At 56.8% G+C, this 24,181-nt stretch carries 22 protein-coding genes and 2 pseudogenes; 19 read left to right on the plus strand and 5 right to left on the minus strand.

Translation table 11 applies throughout. The features are described from left to right. Window positions 1-373 precede the first annotated feature (373 nt). Window positions 374-961 (plus strand): annotated as a pseudogene (locus O146_RS13205) (transposase); the annotation flags it as partial. Here the strand turns inward: O146_RS13205 and O146_RS12715 are convergent. Then, window positions 904-1,155 carry a helix-turn-helix domain-containing protein gene (locus tag O146_RS12715; RefSeq protein WP_021351808.1) on the minus strand — a complete coding sequence of 84 codons (252 nt, stop codon included), beginning with the start codon at window positions 1,153-1,155 and terminating at the stop codon, window positions 904-906. The pseudogene O146_RS13205 and the gene O146_RS12715 overlap by 58 nt on opposite strands. 244 nt (window positions 1,156-1,399) lie before the next feature. On the opposite strand from O146_RS12715, the gene O146_RS13210 reads away from it, so the two are divergent. Then, a complete protein-coding gene (locus O146_RS13210) occupies window positions 1,400-1,726 on the plus strand; it encodes a DUF6968 family protein (protein WP_375543267.1) in 327 nt (108 codons plus the stop codon). A gap of 97 nt (window positions 1,727-1,823) precedes the next feature. On the opposite strand, the pseudogene O146_RS12370 reads toward O146_RS13210, so the two are convergent. Continuing rightward, window positions 1,824-3,103: pseudogene (locus tag O146_RS12370) on the minus strand (IS256 family transposase). Between the two features lie 408 nt (window positions 3,104-3,511). Here O146_RS12370 and O146_RS0102775 point away from each other — a divergent pair. The 3 genes from O146_RS0102775 (at window position 3,512) to O146_RS0102790 (ending at window position 6,893) form a co-directional block, all read left to right on the plus strand. Beyond that, on the plus strand, window positions 3,512-3,766 hold the full coding sequence (locus tag O146_RS0102775) for a hypothetical protein (protein WP_023019099.1): 255 nt from the start codon (window positions 3,512-3,514) through the stop codon (window positions 3,764-3,766). A 293-nt stretch (window positions 3,767-4,059) separates the two neighbouring features. Next, complete coding sequence (locus O146_RS0102785; RefSeq protein WP_023019100.1) at window positions 4,060-5,889, plus strand: AMP-dependent synthetase/ligase; 1,830 nt, start codon at window positions 4,060-4,062, stop codon at window positions 5,887-5,889. Between the two features lie 320 nt (window positions 5,890-6,209). Further along, on the plus strand, window positions 6,210-6,893 hold the full coding sequence (locus O146_RS0102790) for a hypothetical protein (protein WP_027017600.1): 684 nt from the start codon (window positions 6,210-6,212) through the stop codon (window positions 6,891-6,893). A 22-nt stretch (window positions 6,894-6,915) separates the two neighbouring features. Here O146_RS0102790 and O146_RS0102795 read toward each other — a convergent pair whose 3' ends face one another. Both O146_RS0102795 and O146_RS0102800 read right to left on the minus strand, forming a co-directional pair. Further along, the gene (locus O146_RS0102795) at window positions 6,916-7,956 is read right to left on the minus strand and encodes a CNNM domain-containing protein (protein WP_023019102.1); all 1,041 of its coding nucleotides are present in this window, start codon (window positions 7,954-7,956) and stop codon (window positions 6,916-6,918) included. A 3-nt stretch (window positions 7,957-7,959) separates the two neighbouring features. Beyond that, on the minus strand, window positions 7,960-9,420 hold the full coding sequence (locus O146_RS0102800; protein WP_027017601.1) for a hemolysin family protein: 1,461 nt from the start codon (window positions 9,418-9,420) through the stop codon (window positions 7,960-7,962). A gap of 167 nt (window positions 9,421-9,587) precedes the next feature. Here O146_RS0102800 and hemW point away from each other — a divergent pair, with 167 nt between their 5' ends. The 4 genes from hemW to O146_RS0102820 all read left to right on the plus strand — a co-directional run bounded on the left by hemW (window position 9,588) and on the right by O146_RS0102820 (window position 13,927). Further along, window positions 9,588-10,847, plus strand: coding sequence for a radical SAM family heme chaperone HemW (gene hemW, locus O146_RS0102805; protein WP_244266795.1), 1,260 nt, complete (start codon window positions 9,588-9,590; stop codon window positions 10,845-10,847). Further along, a complete protein-coding gene (hrcA, locus tag O146_RS0102810) occupies window positions 10,847-11,878 on the plus strand; it encodes a heat-inducible transcriptional repressor HrcA (protein WP_021351798.1) in 1,032 nt (343 codons plus the stop codon). Before hemW ends, hrcA begins: the two co-directional genes overlap by 1 nt. A gap of 132 nt (window positions 11,879-12,010) precedes the next feature. Next, the gene (gene dnaJ / locus O146_RS0102815) at window positions 12,011-13,156 is read left to right on the plus strand and encodes a molecular chaperone DnaJ (protein ID WP_027017603.1); all 1,146 of its coding nucleotides are present in this window, start codon (window positions 12,011-12,013) and stop codon (window positions 13,154-13,156) included. Between the two features lie 30 nt (window positions 13,157-13,186). Continuing rightward, entirely contained in the window at window positions 13,187-13,927 is a 741-nt protein-coding gene (locus tag O146_RS0102820; protein WP_027017604.1) for a 16S rRNA (uracil(1498)-N(3))-methyltransferase, read from the plus strand. A 98-nt stretch (window positions 13,928-14,025) separates the two neighbouring features. On the opposite strand, the gene O146_RS0102825 is transcribed toward O146_RS0102820, so the two are convergent. Continuing rightward, the gene (locus O146_RS0102825) at window positions 14,026-15,642 is read right to left on the minus strand and encodes a cytochrome c biogenesis protein CcdA (protein WP_023019107.1); all 1,617 of its coding nucleotides are present in this window, start codon (window positions 15,640-15,642) and stop codon (window positions 14,026-14,028) included. Window positions 15,643-15,881: 239 nt separating this feature from the next. Here O146_RS0102825 and O146_RS12115 point away from each other — a divergent pair, with 239 nt between their 5' ends. The 10 genes from O146_RS12115 (at window position 15,882) to O146_RS0102875 (ending at window position 24,075) form a co-directional block, all read left to right on the plus strand. Then, the gene (locus O146_RS12115) at window positions 15,882-16,193 is read left to right on the plus strand and encodes a hypothetical protein (RefSeq protein ID WP_244266796.1); all 312 of its coding nucleotides are present in this window, start codon (window positions 15,882-15,884) and stop codon (window positions 16,191-16,193) included. An 11-nt stretch (window positions 16,194-16,204) separates the two neighbouring features. Next, complete coding sequence (locus tag O146_RS0102835) at window positions 16,205-16,786, plus strand: sigma-70 family RNA polymerase sigma factor (RefSeq protein WP_023019109.1); 582 nt, start codon at window positions 16,205-16,207, stop codon at window positions 16,784-16,786. After that, window positions 16,779-17,507, plus strand: coding sequence for an anti-sigma factor (locus O146_RS0102840; RefSeq protein WP_238632406.1), 729 nt, complete (start codon window positions 16,779-16,781; stop codon window positions 17,505-17,507). Before O146_RS0102835 ends, O146_RS0102840 begins: the two co-directional genes overlap by 8 nt. Window positions 17,508-17,591: 84 nt before the next feature. Then, window positions 17,592-18,551 carry a PhoH family protein gene (locus O146_RS0102845; RefSeq protein WP_021351791.1) on the plus strand — a complete coding sequence of 320 codons (960 nt, stop codon included), beginning with the start codon at window positions 17,592-17,594 and terminating at the stop codon, window positions 18,549-18,551. Between the two features lie 90 nt (window positions 18,552-18,641). Continuing rightward, window positions 18,642-19,307, plus strand: coding sequence for an rRNA maturation RNase YbeY (ybeY, locus tag O146_RS0102850; protein WP_027017607.1), 666 nt, complete (start codon window positions 18,642-18,644; stop codon window positions 19,305-19,307). Window positions 19,308-19,391: 84 nt separating this feature from the next. Then, window positions 19,392-20,273, plus strand: coding sequence for a pyridoxal kinase PdxY (gene pdxY, locus O146_RS10895; RefSeq protein WP_021351789.1), 882 nt, complete (start codon window positions 19,392-19,394; stop codon window positions 20,271-20,273). 3 nt (window positions 20,274-20,276) lie between these two features. After that, window positions 20,277-21,203, plus strand: coding sequence for a GTPase Era (gene era, locus O146_RS0102860; RefSeq protein ID WP_021351788.1), 927 nt, complete (start codon window positions 20,277-20,279; stop codon window positions 21,201-21,203). Between the two features lie 3 nt (window positions 21,204-21,206). After that, on the plus strand, window positions 21,207-21,947 hold the full coding sequence (gene recO, locus O146_RS0102865; protein WP_035000480.1) for a DNA repair protein RecO: 741 nt from the start codon (window positions 21,207-21,209) through the stop codon (window positions 21,945-21,947). Between the two features lie 44 nt (window positions 21,948-21,991). Continuing rightward, window positions 21,992-22,729, plus strand: a complete 738-nt coding sequence (locus O146_RS0102870; protein ID WP_027017608.1) for an isoprenyl transferase — start codon at window positions 21,992-21,994, stop codon at window positions 22,727-22,729. An 86-nt stretch (window positions 22,730-22,815) separates the two neighbouring features. Next, window positions 22,816-24,075, plus strand: a complete 1,260-nt coding sequence (locus tag O146_RS0102875; protein WP_027017609.1) for a VIT1/CCC1 transporter family protein — start codon at window positions 22,816-22,818, stop codon at window positions 24,073-24,075. Window positions 24,076-24,181 lie beyond the last annotated feature (106 nt).

Genomic DNA, 24,181 nt, shown 5'->3' on the forward strand with positions numbered 1-24,181 from the left:
ATGCCAGCTGCTTGGTGAAGCCCTAATGCTGGCGAGGGGCTAATGGCAGCCTTTAACAGCTCGTTGGTGTCGCGTAGCTTGTGATTTTCACGACGGTAGCCTCGCGTTCTCAGCGGCTGAATTCTTCAGGCACAGGTTCTGGATGTTTCCCGCACAGCGGGCAGGTTTAAGTCCAGTGACGGGCCGTGTGTCATGAAACTCCCAGCTTTAAAGCTACTGCCTAGCACGTGGCGTGCATTGAGATGTTTTCTGCCAAGATGCGGTCTTCTGCGAGACGGACCACACGGTCTTTGGCATCCTGGTCAATTTTTCCTTGGCATGTTCGAAGATTTTCCTATCTATTCAAACGGAACAAAACCTAGGGCACTTCACGGTGATGGATCCGTTCCACGTCGTGGATCTAGCCGCGGGCAAGCTCAACTGGCTGCCGGCAAAGACTCCAACGTGAGACCACCGAGGCGGCGTGGACGCAAAAGGAACGATCCGCTGTACACGCACCGGCGGGTCCTGCTGCCCCAGGAGGAACTACCTCACCGAGCGGCACAGCAGACAGCTGGGCCTTGTTGTGAGCCACCGATGACGAATACGTAGCACTCAAGATCACGTGGATGTTCTATCAGGACATGATCCAGGCCTTATGGGCACCCGAGGAAAACGGAGGGCAAGAAGTTGATGGAACGGATCATCAACACCCTGTATAAAAGGGCGTGCCGAAAAGGTCTGGAGGAGCTGGCACAGCTGGGCTCGGGCGTTGCGGCGTCGGCGCGAGGATGTGCAGGCTTACTTGAGGCATCGCAGCGTCCAGATGAACCGGTCGAGGCCATCAATGGCCGGTTCGAGCATCTACGGCGGAACCGCCCTGGGGTTGTGCAACCTCGAGCACTACATCGTGCGGTGCTTGATTCACTCCGGGCAGCTGCACACTCGGATCAATGCACTCCAAAACACGAAGAGCTCGTAAATAGTGGACTTGCTAATGCCCAGCATTTTCGCCACTTCCATCACCGTGTACGTCTCCGCACCCGGCTTTGATACACTCATGGCTAGTTCTCGTTCCAAAGAGCTTCCAACCCCGGTCTGCTGCCACAGGCTGGGGGCCTTCATGATTGAGGGGTGCAGGTGTCGCTTCAGCCCAGAGTTGGTACGGGCCGTCATGGGCGGACCTTGGCGCGCAGCGCCCTTCACGCTTAACACCCCAGCGTGCGTGCGAGGACTCGAACCCCGAGAAATGTACCTGTCACGCACCACCCCCGAAAATCACTCCACTAGACAGGCAAGGATGCCTTGCCGCACCATCGACTCCAAGAGACATGAACCACAGAAAAGGGGAACACATGTCTACCGCACTCAAGTCCACAACGGCTGTGGCTATCGCCACCTACCGAACCTGCATCGAGTGATGCAGGTTATTCGTACGCTGGAATGCAAAGGTGAAGCGGCAGTTACAATCAGTATGTCGCCACCCGTTCAGGACGGTAGTGAATGGGTATGCAACTGGAAAATTGACGGCTTAGATGTCCCAGCAGATTCACTTCGTTGCGTCGGCAGTGACCCAATGGAAGCGATGATATTCGCGCTCGCAACCATTGGTTCAACCATAAAAGCGTCCCCAGATGCCAAGCATCTAACATTCCTTCATCACCCAGCCTTGCGAATGTTAGAGCTAGATAACTCAGACCCTAGCCGACTTAAGGTAGGTGGAGAATTTCCCACAGCCACCTCATAGAATGCACACGGGGCAATATTTATCTATTACCCCCGTGTGCATCATCTCAAGTTCGAGCCAAGCAAGGGCGTCAGTCCGTTTGTGTACGAGGACTGATTTACAAGTATGCGGTGAACCTGTCGGGGTAGGCCACGGATAGCTGATTGATTGCCTGCTTCCAGTTGCTGGTTTTGCTGCCTTCGACAAGTTGCCTGGCTGAAGCAGACACCTTGGCACTTTCTTTAGTGCGGCGGGCAGCACGACGGTCCTCGATGTTACAGATCATTAACCACAGCGTCTTCACTGCCGCTGAATCCGACGGGAACTGAACTCGGTTTCGCGTTGCTTTCCGCAGCTTACTGTTCATCGATTCGGTGGAATTCGTGGTGTAGATAACCTTCCTTGCCGCTGGCGGGAACTGCAGGAACGCAATGAATTTGTCCCACCCGTCGCGTCAGACGTTCACTGATTACGGATACTTCTGGCCAAGCTCGCTGGCCTCAAACTCATCGAGTGCACTTCGAGCTTCATCCTCGTTGACGAGCGGTATAGATGCCTGGTAGATGCTTCGAGACCTCTTTCCGGTTGCCGTAGGCTACCCACCTGTTAGCGGCACGAATCAGATGCACCATGTTGGGTGTGGATCATGGAGTCCGGCCAGGTTGCCTGGATTGCTTCGGGAAAGCCTTTCAGTGCGTCACAGTAGATAATAAAGACATTGTTGACCCCGCGGTTGGCGATTTCTGCGCACACTTGCGACCAGAATGCTGCACCTTCATTGGTAGCTACCCACAAGCCCAAGATGTGCTTGATGCCTTCCATGTCCACACCGACAGCCATGTAGACCGCCTTGTTGACGACGCGTTCGTTGTCACGGATTTTTACACGTAGGGCATCAAGGAAGATGACTGGATAGAACTCGTCGAGTTGCTTGGTCTGCCACGCGGTGACTTCCTCTCAGACCGCATCGGTGACCGCGCTCATGGTATCTGGCGACACGTTCACGCCGATGGTGGTAGCTAGATGATGTTCGACGTCACGCACGGTCATTGCGCCCGCATACAAACTAATGATCATGTCATCGAGGTCGGTAAGTTTGCGGCTGCTCTTGGGAACCATGCGCGGCATATAAGTGCCTGCTCGATCTCAAGGGACACTGATATCAACTGGTCCGTATGCCGAGTCCACGGTTTTGGGATAGGAGCCGTTACGGCTGTTGGCTTGGCCGGCAGTTTCCTTAGCAGCCCGGTCGCTATTGGCGTAGCCTAGGTGTGCATCCATTTCCGCGCTGAGCCCACTGTTAATCGTGGCCTGCAGCAAGCCACGTACTAGCTCGTTGGCGTCGGTGGTTGATTGACCTAGCTGCTGGATCAGCTTGGCGGTTTCTGGGTTCTCCATCAGTCGGCGGCTGATATCGGCGACGCGCTCAGCGTCACCATGTTTCTTCGGGGACTTAGGCAGTCGTTGTTGCGCACTCTTCTTTGTGATTGAGGATTAAACCTCATACACAAAGCTTCCGACACCCTCGGTGCATCAACAGGGAGATTTCTTGTTTTTCCCGATTCTCTCTTTCGCACGCTGTCGGAGGTGGAACTATGTAGTATCCACCATGTTCCACAAGGAAATCTGAGTCGGGAGTTTCCGAATCATATACGGCTTGTCCTTGGGACCAGGTAACATATCCGCATTCAAACAAACACCGACTGGATGTCCACCTTGGTGCGAGGTTAACCACCCAGATGTTTTCGGAGCCGCCAGGACCTCCGTCCTTCCACCGTGTGGGGCCCTATGTCTAGAATAAGTGCAATGGACGATGCACTGATAGCCAGCACATCGCTAGCTGAGGGGACGCTAGCAGGAATAACGCAGCTGCTGGTATCGCTATCGCCGTGGTTGCAGATGCCGATTGTCGTGGTGGTCGCAGGAATCGTGGCGGCGGTCTTGGCGACGGTAATCGTGCGCGGTTTGAACTTTGTGGTAGCTGCCTGGCTGTCATTGCGGGGCAGCGCACGTGGTAAACCAGCAGCGAAAGCACAGGACAGCCAGTCGGCTGCCAGGTGACGGATTAAGCAGTGACAGGTTAGGCTAGTGGCATGGCGAAGCAGAAGAAGTACCCGCGTTCTCGTGTGCGTTTTGCACTTATTACCTTGCTGGTACTGATTGTCCTGGTGTATTTGTTCAGTCGTATTTAAGTTGTTTTTAACTACGGGCGTTTTTAACTACGAGTTTCAGTGCGAACGCCCGGTATGCGGGTGTCGGCCCGCACTAGCACGTCCGACTTCGAGGCAACGCGGGGTGGGGAGTACAGTTGCCCTGAGAGTAAGTGGAACGGCGCGTAACCACCTAGGAGAACTGTGCGAGAAGCCTTCAGCCCCGCGAAATACACCATTGAACCAGGCCAGACACTATTGACCCTGACCATCGATGCGGTGAAAGCCCAGCCGAAAGCGGAGATTTTCAGCCGTCCGAAAAACCACACTTGGGTTTCGGTGTCGCGCCAGGAATTCCTCGATGAGGTCTACGCGGTGGCCAAAGGACTAATCGACGCCGGGGTGGAACAAGGCGATCGCGTGGCGCTGATGTCCAATACTCGCTACGAGTGGATGCTCAGCAATTACGCCATCTGGGCCGCCGGTGGTGTGGTGGTGCCGGTGTATCCGTCGTCGTCCCTGTCGCAGGTCCAGTGGATCATCGAGAATTCCGGCGCAGTGCTAGGCATTGGTGAGACCCAAGAACACACCGAGATCCTGCGCATGTTGCAGCTTGCCGACGACGGCGAGCCGCGTGTGAAAGATTCCACGTCGCAGATGCGTGCGTTCTTCGAAATCAACGGCGGCGCAGTCGATGTGTTGCAAGCGGCAGGCAAGAATATCGATGATGAGGTCGTCGACAAGCGCATAGCTGCGACAGCGACGGATGATGTGGCTTCACTGGTCTACACCTCGGGTACCACGGGGCGGCCAAAAGGTTGCATGTTGACCCACCGCAACTGGAATGCGCAGATTCTAGGGCTGCTTAGCAATCCGATTGGTGGGATCGCGCGCCCCGGCAAACACGTGTTGACATTCTTGCCGCTGGCTCACGTGCTGGCGTTTTCAGTGTCCGCAGCTGCGATGATTAGCGGGTCGACGCAGAATTTTTGGCCAGATTTTGCGACCTTAGCGACGGAATTTCAGCGGTCCAAACCAAACCTGATCCTGGGCGTGCCACGGGTATTTGAAAAAGTTCGCAATGGTGCGCGGGCGAAAGCACATGATTCTGGTGCTATCCAAGGAGCATTGTTCGACCGGGCAGAAGCGACTGCAATTGCTTATTCTCGTGCGTTGGATACAGAAAAAGGCCCATCGCTGGCGCTGCGCAGCGCCCACAAAGCCCTGGATAAATTGGTGTTGTCCAAGATCCGCGCTGGCATGGGCGGCGAAGTTGACTACTGCATTTCTGGAGGCTCGGCAATGAGCCCGGAATTGATGCACTTCTTCCGCGGAATCGGAGTGCCGGTGTACGAAGGCTACGGTCTGACAGAAACTGCCGCGGCAGCGACAGTGGATTTTGAAGAGCAAAAAATCGGCACCGTGGGCCCGCCGCTGGGGGGAACCCGTGTTCGTATTGCACCAGATGGTGAGCTGCAGTTGGCCGGAGACTTAGTCTTCGCGGGATACTGGCGCAACGCGGAAGCTACCGACGAAGCCTTCGACGGCCAGTGGTACTGCACCGGTGACCTAGGTGAGATTCTGCCTTCCGGGCACGTAAAAATCGTCGGCAGGAAGAAAGACTTGATCGTGACTGCCGGCGGAAAAAACGTCGCGCCGGGTGGAATGGAAGACGGCTTGCGGTCCCATCCGCTGATTTCGCAGGCGCTCGTCGTCGGGGATGGTAAGCCGTTTGTCGCGGTATTGGTGACCTTGGATGAAGAAGCACTGGGACGTTGGAAATCGCAGCACAATATTGATGCTTCCCGCAGCGTTGCGGACGTAGCGCATGATGCCTCACTGCGTGCAGAGATCCAGGACGCCATTAATGCGGTGAACGCCACGGTTTCACACGCGGAAGCGATCAAAAAGTTCTACATTCTTGACGACGACTTCACCGAGGAATCTGGCGAGTTGACTCCGACGATGAAAGTGAAGCGCAACGTGGTGGTCGAGCGTTATTCGGAGGTTCTGGATAAACTGTATTCGCGGTAAAACGCGGAATCGCGGGTTGCGTATTTTGGGCTGTATATTTCGGGTTGCGTATTTCGGCACCGTGAAAGCCTGCCACCAGCCCCTTTCGAAGCCAGTCTCCCGCAGCCGTCGGCAAGCTTATAATCTGCTGAGTTTTTTCCGGCGAGTCGAACCGTTTTTGCGCCGCTGCTGCAATAGGCTACAGCGCAGAGAAACTCTCAACCAGTACTTCAGGTTGCGAGGTTTGCAGGCTGCCTTGTGTGGCGTTGCGGGTCGAGCAGCGAGTGCGGTTGGGGATTAGGGTATTCGGTCGCGACGGTCTAGAAGGAGGCAGCCCCCTAATGCGCAAAATTGCTGCTGAACTGCGCCATCGTGAGCTCACCCAAGAGGTGTACAACATTGGCGACGAAGTGGCCGAATACATTGAGCACGTGATCGAAGCGATCGAGGATTACGACGCGGAGCTCGTCGAGGATTGCTTGGCGGAGTTGGCAGAGATCGTGGAAGATGCGCGCCGTGATTCCCGGGACGTCGTCGGTGAGCTGATTGGTTTGCGGCAGGCATTGGTATCCGGGGTAGCGTCGGGAAGTATCTCTGCGGCTGCGGATGGTATGAAGCGTTTGCGCGAGCCAGAAGCGGTGACGGTGGATTTGCTGGAGGCGTTTTTCCCACTGTCTGGCCCACCGGTCGTGGTCAACGAGCTCGTGCACACCCTGCATGAGCGCACCACACACACCGTGGATTTCCTGCGCGAGTTGGTGGAATACGTACTCGAACAGACTGAGGCCGTGGCCCGCGATTTGGATGCGGTCTCCCTGCCGCACCTATACAATAAAGTTGGGCGGATGGCTGCGACGGCGGCGCATGCGTGGGAAACCACCGCGGTTACCGCACACCCTGCTTTTGCCCGTAGCATGCGTGGGCGCAAACCACCGGAATTTTTGGAAGAACGCGCCCGCATTGACCGGATCGTCGCCAAGGTTGCCGCAAAGCGCGCGCGGTTGCGCGCCGCAAGCGTAGGCTAGCCAGCGGCGGGCAGCCGAAATTCTAAGCCTCGCGCTCCAGCTGTTTCGTGATCTCTGGCCACAGCTGGCCCATGATGTCGTCCCAGTTCAGAATCCACAGCGATTCGCTGTTGTTACCGCGACCAACCACCACGATTTGCTCGCCGAGTGCGCGCATGTGCTCGATAGCGTGCTGCACCTTCGTGGAACCAGCCAGCGACAAGGCCGGGCGGGCGACATCGGCGGCTGGACTATCTGGGTCCTGTAGCAACGTATCCCGTACGTGTACCACCCGGGGCACGGCAGATTCCGCATCCGAGATCACCACGCGCAAACGATTCATCGAGCGGCTCGCCTCTTGCACATCACGCACCGTCGCATCATGCGGCAGGGGAGTGATCTCCACGCCATGTGCCCGGGCCAATGCCGAAACCGTGGAGTTCTCCAGCTCAATCACACCACTGATTTGCTGCGCGGATTTCTGATCCATCGCGCCTGTCTGCCCGGAATGCTGCACCAACGTGCGCAAGGTATCTGTGTCGTAACCCTGCGCTCCAGCACGATCGACCGGCTGCACACCCGTAGCTGCCACCAATTTATTCGCGATCAGGTTGATCCATTTCAACAACGGCCGAAAGATCCAAATGAATCCGCGAGCTGGCAGCGCAATTACCCGTACAGCAAGCTCCGGGTGTGCAATTGCCCACGACTTCGGCGCCATTTCACCAACCACCAGGTGCAAAAACGTCACCAGCAGCAAAGACACCAGAAACGCGATGGTGTCTGCCAGGCCGCCGGAAATCCCGACAGCCGCAAACCCGGGCATCAGTAAATGATGCATCCACGGTTTGGTGATGGCACCCAACGCAAATGTCGCCGCAGTAATACCCAGTTGCGCGCCAGCCAACATGATGGTCAGCTCATTCAAACTCCGCAACGCCGCGCGCGAGGCTGCCGAGGTTTCCGCGGTATCCTCCAGGCGGTGCCGTCGCGCGCCCATCAAAGAAAACTCAATGATGACGAAGAACCCAGACAGCACGACGATCGCCAGGCTCAGCGGGCCAGCGATATACCATTCCTGCATTGTCTAGCCCCTCTCAGCTTGTCGACGATTGTTAGCTGCAAGATCTGTGTCCGCCGCATCCTTGTTCGCACGGGTGCTGCGACCGCCTTCGCCTTCTGCGCCCTCGAATTCTTCAACCAATTCCAGTGACAAACTCGACGGCACGTGCCGCTCCACCTCGTCCACGGTGATGATCAATTGGCGGTTCGGTGCGGCATCTGCATCCACCCAGTCCTCGGGCTCTGCATCCAACTCAATGGTGTGAGTTTCGCCTTCTTCGACCAATGAACCCACTTGTGCAATCAGTAATCCGGCGACGGTCTCGTAGTCGCCTTCCGGTAAGTCGTGCCCGATAGCGCGTTCCACCTCATCCAGTGGGGTATCGCCATCAACGGTCCAGTGGTCTTCGGCGGTTTCGGTAATCTCTTCAGATTCTTCCAGGTTAACGTCGTGCTCATCTGTGACGTCGCCCAGGATTTCTTCTGCCAGATCTTCCAGGGTGACGATGCCGACGAAGCCACCGTATTCATCAATCACACAGGCCATTTTCTCGTCGTTTTCCTGTAGCTCGACGACGACGTCGGGAAGCGGCATCAGCTCCGGAACCACTAGTGATTCGCGCATGAGCTCGGTGGCCAACGTGCTATCAGGTTTGTCGGTCAGCAAAATATCCGTCAGATGCACCACGCCGATCGGGGTGTGTTCGTCGTCGATGATGGGATAGCGGGTGTGCGCGATTGCCATGAGCTCGCGCAGCTCGCCGAGGGTGGTTTCGGGATCGATGACGTCGACGCGCGAGCGTGGGATCATGGCGTGCTCGACATCGTGGTCTGGGAAATCCAACAGGCGGTCAAGCACCATGAAGGTCTCGTCGTCGATATCACCGGAATCGTGGGAGCTTTCCACGATGGATTCGAATTCTTTCGTGGTTGCAGAAGTATCAATATCGGCGACTGGTTCGATACGCAATAGGCGCAGCAACGCGTTGGAAGAAAAATCAAAAAATTTGATGAGCGGTCCGAAGATGCGCAGATACCAAGCCGTGGACCGCGACAGGAATAATGCCGATTCCATGGGGGCGGCAATGGTGTAGTTTTTCGGCAGCAATTCACCGAAGATCATTTGCACGATTGTGGATACCGCCAGGGCCGCTACCGTACTGATGGCCACGGCCGCGGTCACGGATAGCCCGGTGGCGCTCAGCAAGGTGCCCAGTGATTCACCAACTAGCGGTTCTGCCACATAACCGACCAGCAAGCCAGTGACGGTAATGCCCAGCTGGGCGCCGGATAGCATGAATGAGGTGCGATTGGTGATCGCCAACGCTCTTTTACTGGCTTCGTCGCCGCGTGCGGCATTGGTGTGCAACTGTGCGCGGTCGACGGACATGAAAGAAAACTCTTGGGCCACAAAATAGCCATTGGCCACGATGATGAGAAAAATCACCGCTAAGCCAAGAATGAGGAAGAACACCGCACTTAGCATGATCCCACCACCTGGGATTTAGCTGGTTTAGATAATTGTTCGTGCGGGACGTCGATACTTCGACTCGGAGGCTCCACCATCATCCTTTCTGCGTGTGGCAATCAGTCCAATAAATACGACCAGCGTACACCTTGGTTGGCAGCGCAAACAACTATTAGGCTGGTGCTATGCATTCGCAGTCGCCCAGTTCGCCGCCTAGTTCGTTACCTATTGCCTCGGCCCGTCAGCTGTCTAGTCAGTTGTCCACTCAACTCACCTGTGAGTCTTCTGCACCATTCGGCTTGTACATCCACGTCCCGTTTTGTGCTACGCGCTGTGGCTATTGCGATTTCAACACCTACACCCCGCGTGAAGCGGGCGGTGCAAACCCAGAAGGTTATTTGGATGCGTTGGATGTCGAGCTAGACCTGGCCGCCCAGCGCGTTAATCGCCGTGCGGACACAGTTTTTATTGGAGGCGGGACTCCGTCGCTGTTGGGCGCCGATGGGTTGAGCCGAATCTTGACGACGGTGCGCAACACTTTTGGTCTTGCCGACGGTGCCGAGGTCACCACGGAATCTAACCCGGAATCGACCTCGCCCGAGTTTTTCGCCGGGCTGCGCGAGGCTGGTTATACGCGCATTTCCTTGGGCATGCAGTCTGCTTCCCATGAGGTTTTGCAGGTGCTCGAGCGCGCCCATACCCCGGGCCGTGCGTTTGCTGCGGCTCGTGAGGCGCGGCAGGCTGGTTTTGAGCATGTCAACCTGGACATGATTTATGCGACGCCTACGGAAACCGATGATGATGTTGCCCGCACCTTGGATCGGGTGATCGAGGCCGATGTGGATCATGTTTCGGCTTATTCGTTGATCGTGGAAGACGGTACTGCGATGGCCCGTAAAGTCCGTCGAGGTGAGATCCCGTCCCCCCAAGAAGACGTGATGGCTACTCGCTACGAGATGATTGCGCAGCGCCTGGCCGAGGCCGGCTTGGAGTGGTACGAGGTGTCGAACTGGGCGCGACCTGGTGGCGAGTGTCAGCACAATTTGATTTATTGGCGCGACGGCGACTGGTGGGGAGCAGGCCCGGGTGCGCATTCACACTTGGGCATGCAGCGTTTTTCCAATGTGAAGCACCCGAACCGATATTCCGCGGTGCTTGCCGACGGCGAGTTGCCGATCAGTCAGGTAGAAGACCTAACCCCGGCTGATCGTCACACGGAGCTGTTGATGTTGGGCTTGCGACTGCGCGAAGGCATTGACTATTCGGCGGTTGGTGCCGGAGCTGCAGGCGTCGTCCAGAACTTTGTGGACCGTGGCTTGCTGCATTTCCCGCAGCCAGGGTGTTTGGCGTTGACGGATGCTGGTAGGTTGCTTGCCGACGGAATCATCACGGATATTTTGGTCGCCGAAGATGACACTACAGCGGATAGGGAAGCGAGGTCCTGATGGCTGGTACGACAGAAACGCGCCGGGCGGAAGTTCTGCGTGCGATCGTCACGGATTACATCGCGTCCCAGGAGCCTGTGGGATCCAAAGCACTGGTGGATCGACATCAACTGGGGGTTTCTTCGGCAACAATCCGTAATGACATGGCCGTGCTGGAATCGGAGGGCTTTATTGCCCAGCAGCATGCGTCGTCCGGAAGGGTGCCGACGGAGAAAGGCTACCGACGCTTCGTTGATGGTTTAGGTGAGGTCAAGCCGATGTCGGAGGCGGAAAAGCGCGCGATTCGTAGCTTCCTCGAAGACGGCGTTGACCTGGAAGATGTGCTGCGGCGCTCGGTGCGGTTGTTGGCGCAGCTGACCCGGCAAGCGGCGGTGGTGCAGTTGCCGACGCTGAATGTTTCGCACGTCAAGCACGTGGAGGTTGTGGATCTGACGCCGATGCGCTTGTTGTTGGTGTTGATTACGGATACTGGCCGGGTTGACCAGCGCAACGTGGAGTTGGATGCCCCGATCGGGGAGGCTGAAGTACACGAATTACGGCAACTTTTGAACCGTGCGCTGGCACGGGTGCCGGTAGGGCAGGCGGCAAACCGGGTGGCTGATTTGTTGGAGCATTCCCCGGCGGATTTGCGCCACCACATGATCCGCGTGGCCACGGTGTTGATAGAAACTTTGGTGGATCAGCCTAATGATCGTTTGCTGATGGCGGGTGCGTCGAACCTGACTCGGGGCGGTAGGGATTTCCCGCAGGGGCTGCCGCAGATCATTGACGCACTGGAAGAACAAGTGGTGATGTTTAAGCTGTTAGCGAACGTGCCACAGCTGGGGAACGTCGATGTGCTCATTGGTCGCGAAAATGAGGACGAAGAACTGCAGCAGGCGTCGATCGTTACCGCTGGTTATGGCAATGAATCCGCCACACTCGGCGGGCTTGGTGTGGTGGGCCCCACATTTATGGATTACTCGGGAACAATTTCTTCGGTTCGTGCTGTTGCACGGTATGTCAGCCAGATTCTGGCAGGCACGAATTAGCCTGTAGGCTGGTAGATCGATTAATGCACAAAGATGCATGTGCATGTGCAGTTGCAGATGCAGCGAGAAGCAGGTGCAGCGACAAAACAGAAAACCCTATAAACCAACTGACCCGAAGGAATCGATACAACAGTGGCTCGTGACTATTACGGAATTTTGGGAGTATCCAAAGACGCCAGCGAGGCGGAGATTAAAAAGGCGTACCGCAAACTCGCCCGTAAATATCACCCGGATGTGAACCCGTCCGATGAGGCCGCCTCGAAGTTTTCCGAAGCGACCGACGCTCACGACGTTTTGATGGATCCAAAGAAGCGCAAGATCGTCGACATGGGTGGCGATCCCATGGAGCAAGGAGGCGGAGCCGGGGGTGGTGGTGGCTTCGGCGGCGCCGGCGGCTTTGGCGATATCTTTGAAGCCTTCTTTGGCGGCGGTGCCGGGGGCGGTTCCCGTGGCCCGCGTTCGCGTGTGCAGCCGGGTAACGACGCGCTGCTGCGTACCTCGATCACGCTCAACCAGGCCTATACAGGCATGAAAAAACAAGTCACCGTGGACACCGCGGTGTTGTGTGATCGGTGCACCGGTTCCGGCTCGGCTGATGGTGAGAAGCCAGTGACCTGCGAGGTATGTAATGGTGCTGGTGAGATTCAGGAGATGCAACGCAGCTTCTTAGGCAATGTGATGACCACGCGTGCCTGCCACAACTGCCAGGGCTTTGGTGAAGTTATCAAGGATCCGTGCAATCACTGCGGCGGTGATGGCCGCGTGAAGAAGCGCCGTGATCTGACCATCAATATTCCGAAGGGCATCGACGACGGCATGCGCATCCGTATGGCAAGCCAGGGTGAAGTTGGTCACGGTGGTGGCCCCGCTGGTGACTTGTATGTGGAAGTCCGGGTGAAAAAGCACGATATCTTCACCCGCGATGCCGATACGCTGCACCTGTCCATCATCGTGCCGATGGTCGATGCTGCATTGGGCACCACCTGCAATGTGGAAGGCCTGGACGGTGAAGCGATCGAATTTGAGATCGCAGCCGGAACTCAGCCGGGTGGCCAGATTGTGAAGGAAGGCAAGGGCATGCCGCGCGTGCGGACCGACGGGCAAGGCAAGATGATTGCCCATGTTGACGTCGCCGTGCCGACGGACCTGGACAAAAAGACCCGCCAGTTGCTGGAGGAAGTCCGCGACAAGCGCGAGGAATCTTCGCGTGTGAATTCCGAAGCCGACGGCCATTCGGACGGATTGTTCAGCCGGTTGCGTGGACGCTTCGGATTTTAAGTTCGGCTTCTAGCGCACAAGGTTTTTGCCATGTCACTCCCGGTATTTTTTGCTTCCGCGCCGTTGCCACAGGTCGGTGAAGCCACGGAGCTCACTGGGCCAGAGGCCCGCCACGCCGTCACGGTCAAGCGTATCGGGCCTGGTGAGCGTATACAGCTGATTGATGGCGCGGGCCGCTGGGCCGAAATTGAGGTCACCGAAACAGTCGGCAAAGATCACCTGACTGGCGTGGTACTGACCGCTGGCGAATGTGAGCGCCCGGAACCCTACGTCATCGTCGTACAAGCAATCCCGAAGGCCGAGCGCAGTGAGCTAGCCGTGGACTTGGCGACGCAAGCCGGGGCCGACGAGATCATCCCGTGGCAAGCCGCCCGCTGTATTGCGAAGTGGCAGGGCGCGAAACGCAGCAAAGGTGTGCAGAAATGGCAGTCCGCGGCGGCTGCGGCGGCGAAACAATCGCGCCGGGTGACAGTGCCGGAAGTCTGGGAGCCGGTGAGCACCGCGCAGCTCGCGCAGCTGATCGACGGACACACCGCCGTCGTTTTGCACGAGGAAGCCAGCCAGCCGCTAGCCCAGCTGGCTCCAGAGTTTTCCGGGACGGTGTTTCTTATCGTCGGGCCAGAAGGCGGCATCGGCGATGACGAAGTAGCACTACTGCGCAGCGCCGGTGCGCAGCCAGTGGTTCTGGGGCCACAGGTGTTGCGCACGGCTTCTGCGGCGATGGTTGCGTTGTCCGTCATCGGTGCAGCCACTAGCCGCTGGGGTGGGTAACCCATGCGCTTATGAATTCTTATGAACTTTATGAAGTTTATGAATTTATGCGCTGAAGTGGGGAAACGGTGGCGAACAAGTGTTCGTGTGTCGCCAAACTATCCAAAAGTAAACGAATACAAGCTCAAACCGGGCGAGACCTCGACCTCCAGGATTCCTGCTTGTGCTTGGTCGGATTCCAGAAGATTTACTGTTCCGTCGTCGGTAACAGTGAACTCTTTCCCGTTGGCCTTGATGGTGCCCGTGCCAGACACCACTGCCTGCACCAAAGCTGCGCGGTAATTCAGTCGGATCTTGGCGTTGTCACCTGCCGTGATGTTTTCTCGGTCGATGGTCCAGTCGCCTTCCAAGGTGTATTGACCGATCTCCGGTTCTGGTCCAGACAAGGTGCCGGACTTGTAGGCCGAGTTGGCGTAGTAACGGGCACGCTGGCTGCCCAAATAGGTTTCTGGGTTGCGTTGCTGGGTGGTTTCGTCGTCGGAATCTTCCAGTGGGGCAGGAAGCTCCACCGATGGATCACGCTTCTGTAGTAATTCGCGCACGAGCTGCTCAGTGCGGGCGTAGGCACCCTCACCTTCGTGGATTTCCCGTACGGTGCCCTCAGCGTCGACAAGATAATGCGCTGGCCAATAATGGTTGTTGAAGGCCTTCCAGGTCGCGAAAGAATTGTCTTGGGCGACGGGGTAGTTGATGTTTTGCTCGGAAACCGCCTGGCGCACATTCGCGGTTTCCCGCTCGAAGGCATATTCCGGGGAGTGCACACCGATGACGGTGAAACCATAGTCGCGGTAGTGATCATAAAGTTTAGTGATGTGGGTGTTTGCTCGCTGGCAGTTGATGCAGGCATAAGCCCAGAAATCGATCAACGTGACATCACCAGAGGTACGCGGGTCGACGGGGGCGTCCGTGTTCATCCAGTTTTCCAGACCCACCAGCTCCGGGACGGTGCCGCAATTGCCAAGCTCACCGTTGCCGCGGCAATCTTCTAGTGAATCTGAACCCTCATTTTGTTGTGCCAGTTGTGCGGTGACCGTCTTTTCGGCATCGCCAGTCCAGTTAGGAAGCTTTTGTTGAATCCAGGCCGGTGCGCCCAGTGCCAGGGCACCGGCCATGGTGATGACGATGACGCCAGCGGTCGCGCGGAAGATGCGTTGACGCGACTGGAAGAAATCTACGCGCTTGCCCACTTGCTGGCCGCCCAGAGCGAAAGCCAACAGCGGGATGGCTACGCCAATGGCGAAAGAAACACACAGCACAGCGATGCGGGCATCGATTTCGCCCGTAGCACCCGCCACGGTGATTGCAGCCAATACTGGACCGGCGCAGGGCACAAAGACCACGCCCATCGCCAGGCCGACGGCGAACCCACCCTTATCGCGGGCGCGGGCCTGCAACTTGTGCGCCCGCGGCAGGAACTGGAACGGCCATTCCAATAGTTCCTGTAGCTTCGGGAAGATCATGCCCAAGCCGACGAGCACGAGTAGGGCGATGCCGAGCTTCCACAAGATATCCGCGGGTAATCCCAGGGCGTTGAGCAACGTGGTGGCAAAAAGCGTGACGACGGTAAAGCTGGTGACCAAACCGCCGATAACCAGCCATGGTCGAGATTTGGAGCCTTGGGATACCGCCAGCACAAGCGGCAGGATGGGCAATATACACGGTGAAATACCGGTGATTAGGCCACCGATAAAACCGATGGCGATGGTACTGAGCATGATTGTGCAGCCTTTCTCAATGGGGTACTCGCGCATTGGCGTCTGCGTAATACGTGCGAGCCCGCAATTTCTCGGTCATTGTCTAATCCGGAGCGAAGCGCTGGAGCGGATTGGTCTTTGGTGGTGTTGATCGTGTGATAAAAATTTTTTATTTTTTCCAATCCGGTCAGGCAGGTGGTTTCGCAGTAGTAGTTGAAGGCAGAAAAACTGCTGAAACCACTAGCTTTGAGGAGAACCCAATGCCTGCACATACTTCGATGAAGAAATTTTTAATCACCGTCGCTGCTGTTGCGATGAGTACGGTGGGCCTGGCTGCGTGCAGTAATGATTCTGCTGAGACTCCGACGAAGTCCTCAGAAACGAGCACTGAGATGACTTCAGAAAAGATGAGCTCAGAAAAGATGAGCGATGAGAAAATGTCTGACGATAAGATGCAGCACGACAAAATGGAAGGTGATTCCATGATGGGCGGTGACGGTGACAAGATGGAGCACGACAAGATGACTGGCGACAGCGACAAGATGGAGCACGATGACAAGATGAGCCAGTAGTATGTAATGCTGTGTCTAGTTGCAGCCCCGAAGAGCATGCTCGCCTCGACTCGCTCGTTGCGGGCGTGGCCAGCGGGGATCAGCATGCCTTTGCACAGCTTTATGATGCGCTTTCGCCGTTGGCCTTCGGTGTGATCATCCAGGTTTTGGGGGATAACTCGCTGGCAGAAGAAGTGCTTCAGGAAGTGTTCGTGGAAGTCTGGAATAAAGCAGATAGCTTTGATCCAGAGCGTGGTCATGCTCGCACGTGGGTGGGCCGGATTGCACATTCTCGCGGAATCGACAGATTACGCGCTCATAATGCTAGTGTTCGACGCGATGACGCCGAGTTTGTGCTTGGCGAGCGCATCCGAAGCATCGATGTGGAAAACGAAGCACTCGCCAATGTGGAAGGCAAGCGCCTGAGAGCAGCCGTCGACACGATTGGGGAGCCGCACCGCACGGCCGTGTTGCTGACCTTTTTCGACGGGCTTAGTCACGCGGAACTGGCAGAAACCACCAATGTTCCATTGGGCACCGCCAAAACGCGGGTGCGTGATGGAGTACGCAAATTAGCAGCTGTCTGGGGAAGGGGTGAAGCCCACCATGAGTGATCGCACCGTGAATAACACGGATGAATTCGATGATGAGACTTTCGAGTCCTTTCTCGACGCTGTCCCGGAACATACCCCACCGCCGGAAATAAAAAACCAGCTGCTGGCGAAACTTGGCCATTCGAATGCGGAAACAACCAACGTGGTGCCGTTGCACGCACGGACACAACCAGCGCAAACAGTGCAGAACCGTGGCCGCACCGCTTCGGAGACGTCGAGAAAACCCTGGGCGGTACTTGCCGGGGTCGCGGCCGCGGCACTGCTGGTGGGTATTACGGTGCTTACCCCCGTGCTCAACAACACTGCGGATGATGCTGGTGAGGGCGCCATTGTTGCGGAAGAAACTCAAACCACGCGCGACGTACCGTCGACGGATGGGCATGAGCAGATGCATGAGATCATGTCCGCTGCAGACATGGTCAGTGGTGCCACTACTGCGGAGGGAGCACGTCTAAAAATTGTTTCTTCCAATGAGGTGGGCAAAGCCGGTGCGATGGTGGATGGCCAGCCGGAACTTGCCGACGGCATGGGCGCGCAAGTTTGGGCCGTCGACAAGCATGGGGTGGTTCGTTCTGCCGGCGTTATCGGCCAGGATCCACACCAGGATGTATGGATGCCGTTCGACGCCGCAGCGCACAAGGTTATGATCACTGAAGAGCCTGCTGCTGGTAGCGCTAGCCCGAGCGGGCGGATGCTTGCCGAAGTTGAGTTGGAAGCCTAAACCCGGAACCGGAAAGCGCACAAGCAGAGAGCACAGAAGTGGAAAACTTCGTGGAAAACTCGTTGCAATTGGTAGGCTAGCGACGTGCACATTCAAACCCGCAAGATCGACCTGGACCCCGTTCACGCACGCACAGTATTAGGTAATACTGATGAAAACCTGCGCGTGCTGGGCAATCATTTAGACGCGGATATTTTTGCCCGCGGCACAATGGTGAAAATTACCGGCCCGGATTATGAGGTTGCGCGCGCCGTTAAGGCCTTCCATGAGTTGGAATCCATGGCCCGACGCGGGCATACCGTTAGCCCGGATGGTGTGAAACATGTGTTGTCACTGTTGAGCGAAGATTCACCGGTATCCGTTGCGCAGGCACTCGGCGGGAGCATTGTCTCGCGCCGGGGGAAAAAGGTTCGCGCGAAAACCGTTGGTCAAGCCGAATACGTGGACGCCATTGATGAAAACACCATTGTCTTTGGTTTGGGCCCGGCTGGTACGGGCAAAACCTACTTAGCGGTGGCAAAGGCGGTGCAGGCACTGCAGAACAAGCAGGTACAGCGCATTATCCTGACCCGCCCGGCAGTGGAGGCCGGAGAGAAGCTGGGGTTTTTGCCGGGCACGTTGAATGACAAGATTGATCCGTATCTGCGCCCGTTGCACGATGCTTTGCGGGACATGCTGGATCCAGAGGCTATTCCCCGTTTGATGGAAGCAGGGATCATCGAGGTGGCGCCGTTGGCGTATATGCGTGGCCGTACGCTGAACGACGCCTTCGTGATCTTGGATGAGGCGCAAAATACTACTGCGGCTCAGATGAAGATGTTTTTGACGCGTTTGGGCTTTGGTACCACCTTTGTGGTTACCGGCGATGAATCGCAGGTGGACTTGCCGCGTGGGCACAATTCAGGGTTGAAGACCGTGCGTCGTATTTTGGGCGGGGTCGAAGGGATTCACTTCGCTGAACTGGGAGCCGGCGATGTTGTGCGCCACTCGCTGGTGGGTCGCATTGTGGATGCTTATGACTATCACGAGCAGGCGGAAAGTTAGCTGGCTAACCAGCGGGCTGGGCAACTAATTAGCTCAGCAACTAGTTAGCTAGGCAAGAAGCGCACAGAGAAAGCACTGAGGAACCCGCATATGAGTATTGAATTTTTCAACGAATCTGGCTTCGATGGCATCAATGAGGACATGCTGCTGGATGTTGCTGCGTTTTCCCTGGCAGCCATGGATGTGAGCCCGGACGTGGAAGCCACGATTACGTGTGTGGATGAAGACACCATTGCTGAACTGCATATGCATTGGATGAACCTGCCAGGCCCAACGGATGTGATGAGCTTTCCGATCGATGAGCTGACGCCGGGGTTTCATACCCCACGGCCGGATGGGGAAGCCGTGGGCCCGGCGATGCTCGGCGATATTGTGCTGTGCCCGGAATTTGCGCAGAAGCAAGCAGATGCGGGCGGGCATAGTCTGGCGCATGAGCTAGCTTTGCTGACTACCCACTCTTGTCTGCATTTGTTGGGCTATGATCACGGCACTCCGGCAGAAGAAAAAGAAATGTTCGCCCTGCAAAACGAGATTCTCGCGGACTGGTACGACGACGTCTCTCGTCGTGGGAAGAAATTCCCGCCGAAGCCGACTGGCCCGCAGGCCTTCCCGTCGGCAGCGGATCGTGCTGATTTGGATGAGCAGTTGGCTAGCCAATCGCTTGCCGACGGCCACATCCCAGCCATTGCGCAGCCACAGGAAAAAGCAAGCGAGAAGCCTAATGGTGAATCCCGTGGCGCAGGCGAAGAAAACTAATCAAGCAGTATTGCAAGCGAATATTGCATTAGAAGATTGCAATAAAAGATTCTGCGCTATTTCAGGTTAAAGAGGTAACCGCTTATGAACATGAACACCGTGTTGTCGATTCAGTCGCACGTGAGCTTTGGCCACGTGGGTAATTCCGCAGCCGTATTTCCCCTACAGCGCGCTGGCTATGAGGTATGGCCGGTACACACTGTGAATTTTTCTAATCACACTGGCTACGGCGACTGGGGCGGTCCGTTGCTTCCCGCTGAGCAGGTTGCTGATGTTATCAATGGCTTGGAGCGCCGGGAAGCTTTCGACAAGATCGACGTGATCCTGTCTGGTTACCAAGGCAGCCCAGAAATCGCTGGCGTGATTACAGATGCGGTGCAGCGCATTAAACAGCAGAATCCGGATGCGTTGTATGCCTGCGATCCGGTCATGGGCAACGCGAAATCCGGTTGCTTCGTGGATGATTCGATCCCGCCGCTGCTGCGCGACAAGGTCATCCCGGTAGCGGATATCGCCACCCCAAATCAGTTTGAACTCGGGTACTTGACTGGCAAACCGGTAGAAACTTTTGCACAGGTGCTGGAGGCAGTGCGTGCGCTACAGAAAATGGGCCCGCGGGTGGTGCTGGTGACTTCGCTGGTGCGCCCAGAAAACCCGGCTGATGTCATCGAAATGCTCGCAGTTGATGGTGACGAGGCCTACCTGGTGCAAACCCCGTACCTGGATTTCAAACGGAACGGATCAGGCGATGTTACTGCGGCGCTGTTTAGCGCTCACTACGCCTACCATGGCGAGGTTTCACAGGCCCTGGAGGCCACCGCGGCTTCGGTGTATGAGTTGCTCGAGACCACTTACAAGCGCGGTTCTGCGGAACTCGACCTGATTTTTGCGCAGGAGTGTTTCGTGCAGCCCAAGCAGTATTTTGACGTCACGGCCGTAGACAATTTACCAGCAGGTGAGAAATAAATTATGAGTCTGGATAGCTACCTCGATGTGCCGGAAGGCTTCCGTTCTGGTTTTGTCAGCTTCGTTGGGCGCCCAAATACCGGAAAATCGACGTTGACTAATGCCTTGGTGGGGCAGAAGATCGCGATTACCGCCGACCAACCAGAAACCACCCGGCATGCTATTCGCGGGTTGATTCACCGCGATGATGCGCAGGTCGTGGTCGTAGATACCCCAGGTTTGCACCGCCCGCGCACGCTGTTGGGCGAGCGGCTTAATGAGCTGGTGAAAGACAATTATTCGGATGTCGATGTAATCGGTTTTACCGTGCCTGCCGACGAGAAAATCGGCCCCGGCGACCGCTGGATTCTGGAGAATATCCGCAATGTAGCGCCGAATGTACCGATCATTGGGATTGTCACCAAGCTGGATAAAGTGGGCAAGGATGCCGTCGGCAAGCAGCTTATTGCGCTGCATGAAATGCTTGGTGGTGACAGCGAGGTGGTGCCGGTTTCTGCGACGGAACGTACGCAGATTGATGTGCTGACGGACGTGATCGTGCAGCAGCTGCCGGAAGGGCACAAGTTTTATCCCGACGATCATATTACGGATGATGACAATTTCACCCGCATTAGCGAGCTGATCCGGGAAGCAGCTTTGTCGGGCTTGCGTGATGAGCTTCCGCACTCGGTTGCCGTGGAGATCGACGAGATTCTTCCCGACGAGGACCGCCCGGGTGTGAGCAACGTGCACGCGGTGTTGTATGTGGAACGCCCTGGCCAGAAGAAGATCATCGAAGGCAAAGATGGTCGCCGTTTTGGCCGCATTGTGCATAACGCGCGCAAGCAGATTATCGAGCTGTTAGGGCATAACGTGTTTTTGGATTTGCGCATCAAAGTGCTGAAGAACTGGCAATCGGATCCGAAATCGCTAGGTCGGCTGGGCTTTTAGACTGTGGCGCGGAGCAAGCCTTACCAGGAAGATGCCTTGGTCGTGCGCACCTATGATTTTGGCGAAGCCGACCGCATCATCGTGCTGTTGACGAAGCAGCACGGGGTGGTGCGCGCGGTGGCCAAAGGCGTGCGCCGGGCGAAATCACGTTTTGGCTCGCGCTTAGCACCGTTTGTGCACCTGAATGTGCAGTTGTACCCGGGCCGTAGCCTAGCGACCATCACTGGTGCGGATACCGTGGCGTTTTTCGCTACCGGCATTATTGACGACTATGAGCGTTATACCTCTGGTTGCGCCATGCTGGAAGCTGCCGAGCGCTTAGCCCAGCCAGCAGACACGGCGATGTTTGATGCCTTGCTGGAGGCCCTGGGGCTGCTTGCCGACGCCCGGGACCCGATTGCGGTACTGGATTCTTTTTTGTTGCAAGCAATGGATTTTGCCGGTTGGGCACCGGTGTTATTCGAGTGCGCCCAGTGTGGTCGCCCCGGCCCGCACCATGCTTTTCACCCTGGGGTCGGTGGCGCGTGCTGCCACGAGTGTCGCCCGAGCGGCTCGGCGGATATCAATGAGGAAGTGCTGCATTATATGTGGCTGCTTGCTGGACGACACTGGGAGAAAGCCGCAGAAATTGCTCGCGCACACCCGGATTATTCCAGCACTGCTCACCGGCTGGTGCGTACGCATTTGCAATGGCACATGGAGCAGAACGTAAAAGCGTTGCACATCATGGAACAATCGCTGTAGCCAAGCATTCCTTGCGCGCTACCCGCGCACTAGACTGTGATGCGATGAGTATTTTTGACACGGACCACCAGATCCCGCAGCAGTTTATTCCGCGTCACATTGCCCTGGTCATGGACGGAAATGGCCGGTGGGCGCAAGAGCGTGGCATGGAGCGCACCGAAGGCCACAAGCGTGGCGAAGCAGTGCTCATGGATGCCGTTGACGCGTGCCTGGAACTGGGGGTGGAATATCTTTCTGCGTACGCGTTTTCGACGGAAAACTGGCGCCGTTCCGCCAGCGAGGTGCGCTTCCTCATGGGCTTCAATCGAGATGTGCTGCGGCGTCAACGTGATGTGTTGCATGATAAGGGTGTGCGCGTGGTCTGGGCGGGGCGCCGTCCGCGGCTGTGGCGCAGCGTAATTAACGAGTTGCGTGCGGCTGAAGAGCTGACGAAGAACAATACTCGGATGACATTGGTCATGTGCGTGAACTATGGTGGTCGCGCTGAGCTTGCCGACGCTATGCAGTCAATGGCCCGGGATATCGAGGCCGGTACGTTGCGCGTCGGGGAGATCAGTGAGAAAACCATTGGGCGTTATTTGTATGATCCCGGAATGCCCGATGTGGATTTGTTTTTGCGCCCGTCGGGGGAGAAGCGGACCTCGAATTTTCTGCTGTGGCAATCGGCGTACGCGGAGATGGTGTATCAGGATAAGCTGTTTCCGGATTTCACCCCGCAGGATCTTTACGACGCCGTGGCGGAGTACGCGCGGCGTGACCGCCGCTTCGGGGGAACGAAGTGAATCCGGACAGCAGTGGTGGTCGGAGGCGACCAGCACTACCAGGACAGCAGGTGCAACATGCGCAGCAGGCGCAGCCGACGCGGAGAATGCGACCACAGCAAGCAGGACTACAAGCACAGTCTGTGTCTGCCGCCGCGCCCTCCGAGGAACAACTGGAACGCTGGCGTCGCTATCTAGCTAATGAGCGCTCGGAGGCAGCGGTGTATAAAACATTGGCTGCCCGGCAGAAGAACCCGGAAGATCGCGAGATTCTCAGTAAGATCGCGGAAGCGGAATCGCGGCATCAGCGTTATTGGCTCGATAAGCTCGGCGATCAACTTGGCGCACCGCGGAAAGCCGATTTTAATACTCGTTTATTAGGCTTTTTGGCGAAAGTTTTTGGTTCCGTGTTTACGCTCGCTTTGATGCAGTCTGCGGAATCGCGCAGCCCCTATCTTGCCGACGAAGACGCCTCTGATCAGTTGGCAATGGATGAAAAGGTCCACGCAGAAGTGGTGCGTGGCTTGGCGACGCGTTCGCGCGAGCGAATGTCAGGGACTTTCCGTGCTGCGGTGTTCGGTGTAAACGACGGATTGGTATCCAATTTGGCGTTGGTACTGGGGGTTTTAGGATCCGGTGTCGGCAGCACGGTGGTACTGATCACTGGTGTTTCCGGATTGCTCGCAGGCGCATTATCCATGGCAGCCGGTGAATTTATTTCTGTGAGGTCGCAAAATGAGTTGTTGGGTGCTTCCACCCCGCAGACGTCCTCGTCAGCGATGGCAGCCAACGTGGACGTGGAGGCTAATGAGTTGGCCTTAGTCTTCCGGGCCCGTGGCATGTCGGAGGCTGAGGCGCAGTACAAGGCGGATCAGCTGTTTGCGCGGATCTCCCATTCTGCAGAAAGTTATGCAGAAAGGTTTAGCGGTGGCGGGCACAGCCCGGAAAACCCCAGTCCGGAAAATCACAACCTAGAAAATCCCGGCTCGGAAAACCCGAGCACGAAAAGCGCCGGCCCGGAAAATCCGAGCGCGGAGGTCCGTGGTGGGGAAGCAGCAGAAGATGAGGAGTTCGCGGAAGCGCACACGCCAGGCGGTGCATGGGAAGCGGCTATCTCCAGTTTCTGTTTTTTCGCCGGCGGAGCTCTGTTACCGATCTTGCCTTTTATTTTTGGTGCCTCGACCACCCTGGGTGCCGTGATTGCTGTGGTGCTGGTGTCGCTAGCACTGCTGATCACAGGTGCGGTAACCGGGATCTTGTCCGGGAAACCGCCGGCCTGGCGCGCGTTGCGACAGCTGCTGATCGGGCTGGGTGCAGCTGGCATCACTTATTTGTTAGGCCTGGCCTTCGGCGGAGTGGTTGGCTAAAGCTGCAAGTCCGTCGCATGCGGAGGCAAGCTCGCCGCACGCTAAGACAGAGTCCGACAGAGTTGCGTACCGTGCGATAGCTACAGCACGATAGCGACGGTGGCTA

It is taken from the genome of Corynebacterium pseudodiphtheriticum DSM 44287 (assembly GCF_000688415.1).
Taxonomy (GTDB): domain Bacteria; phylum Actinomycetota; class Actinomycetes; order Mycobacteriales; family Mycobacteriaceae; genus Corynebacterium; species Corynebacterium pseudodiphtheriticum.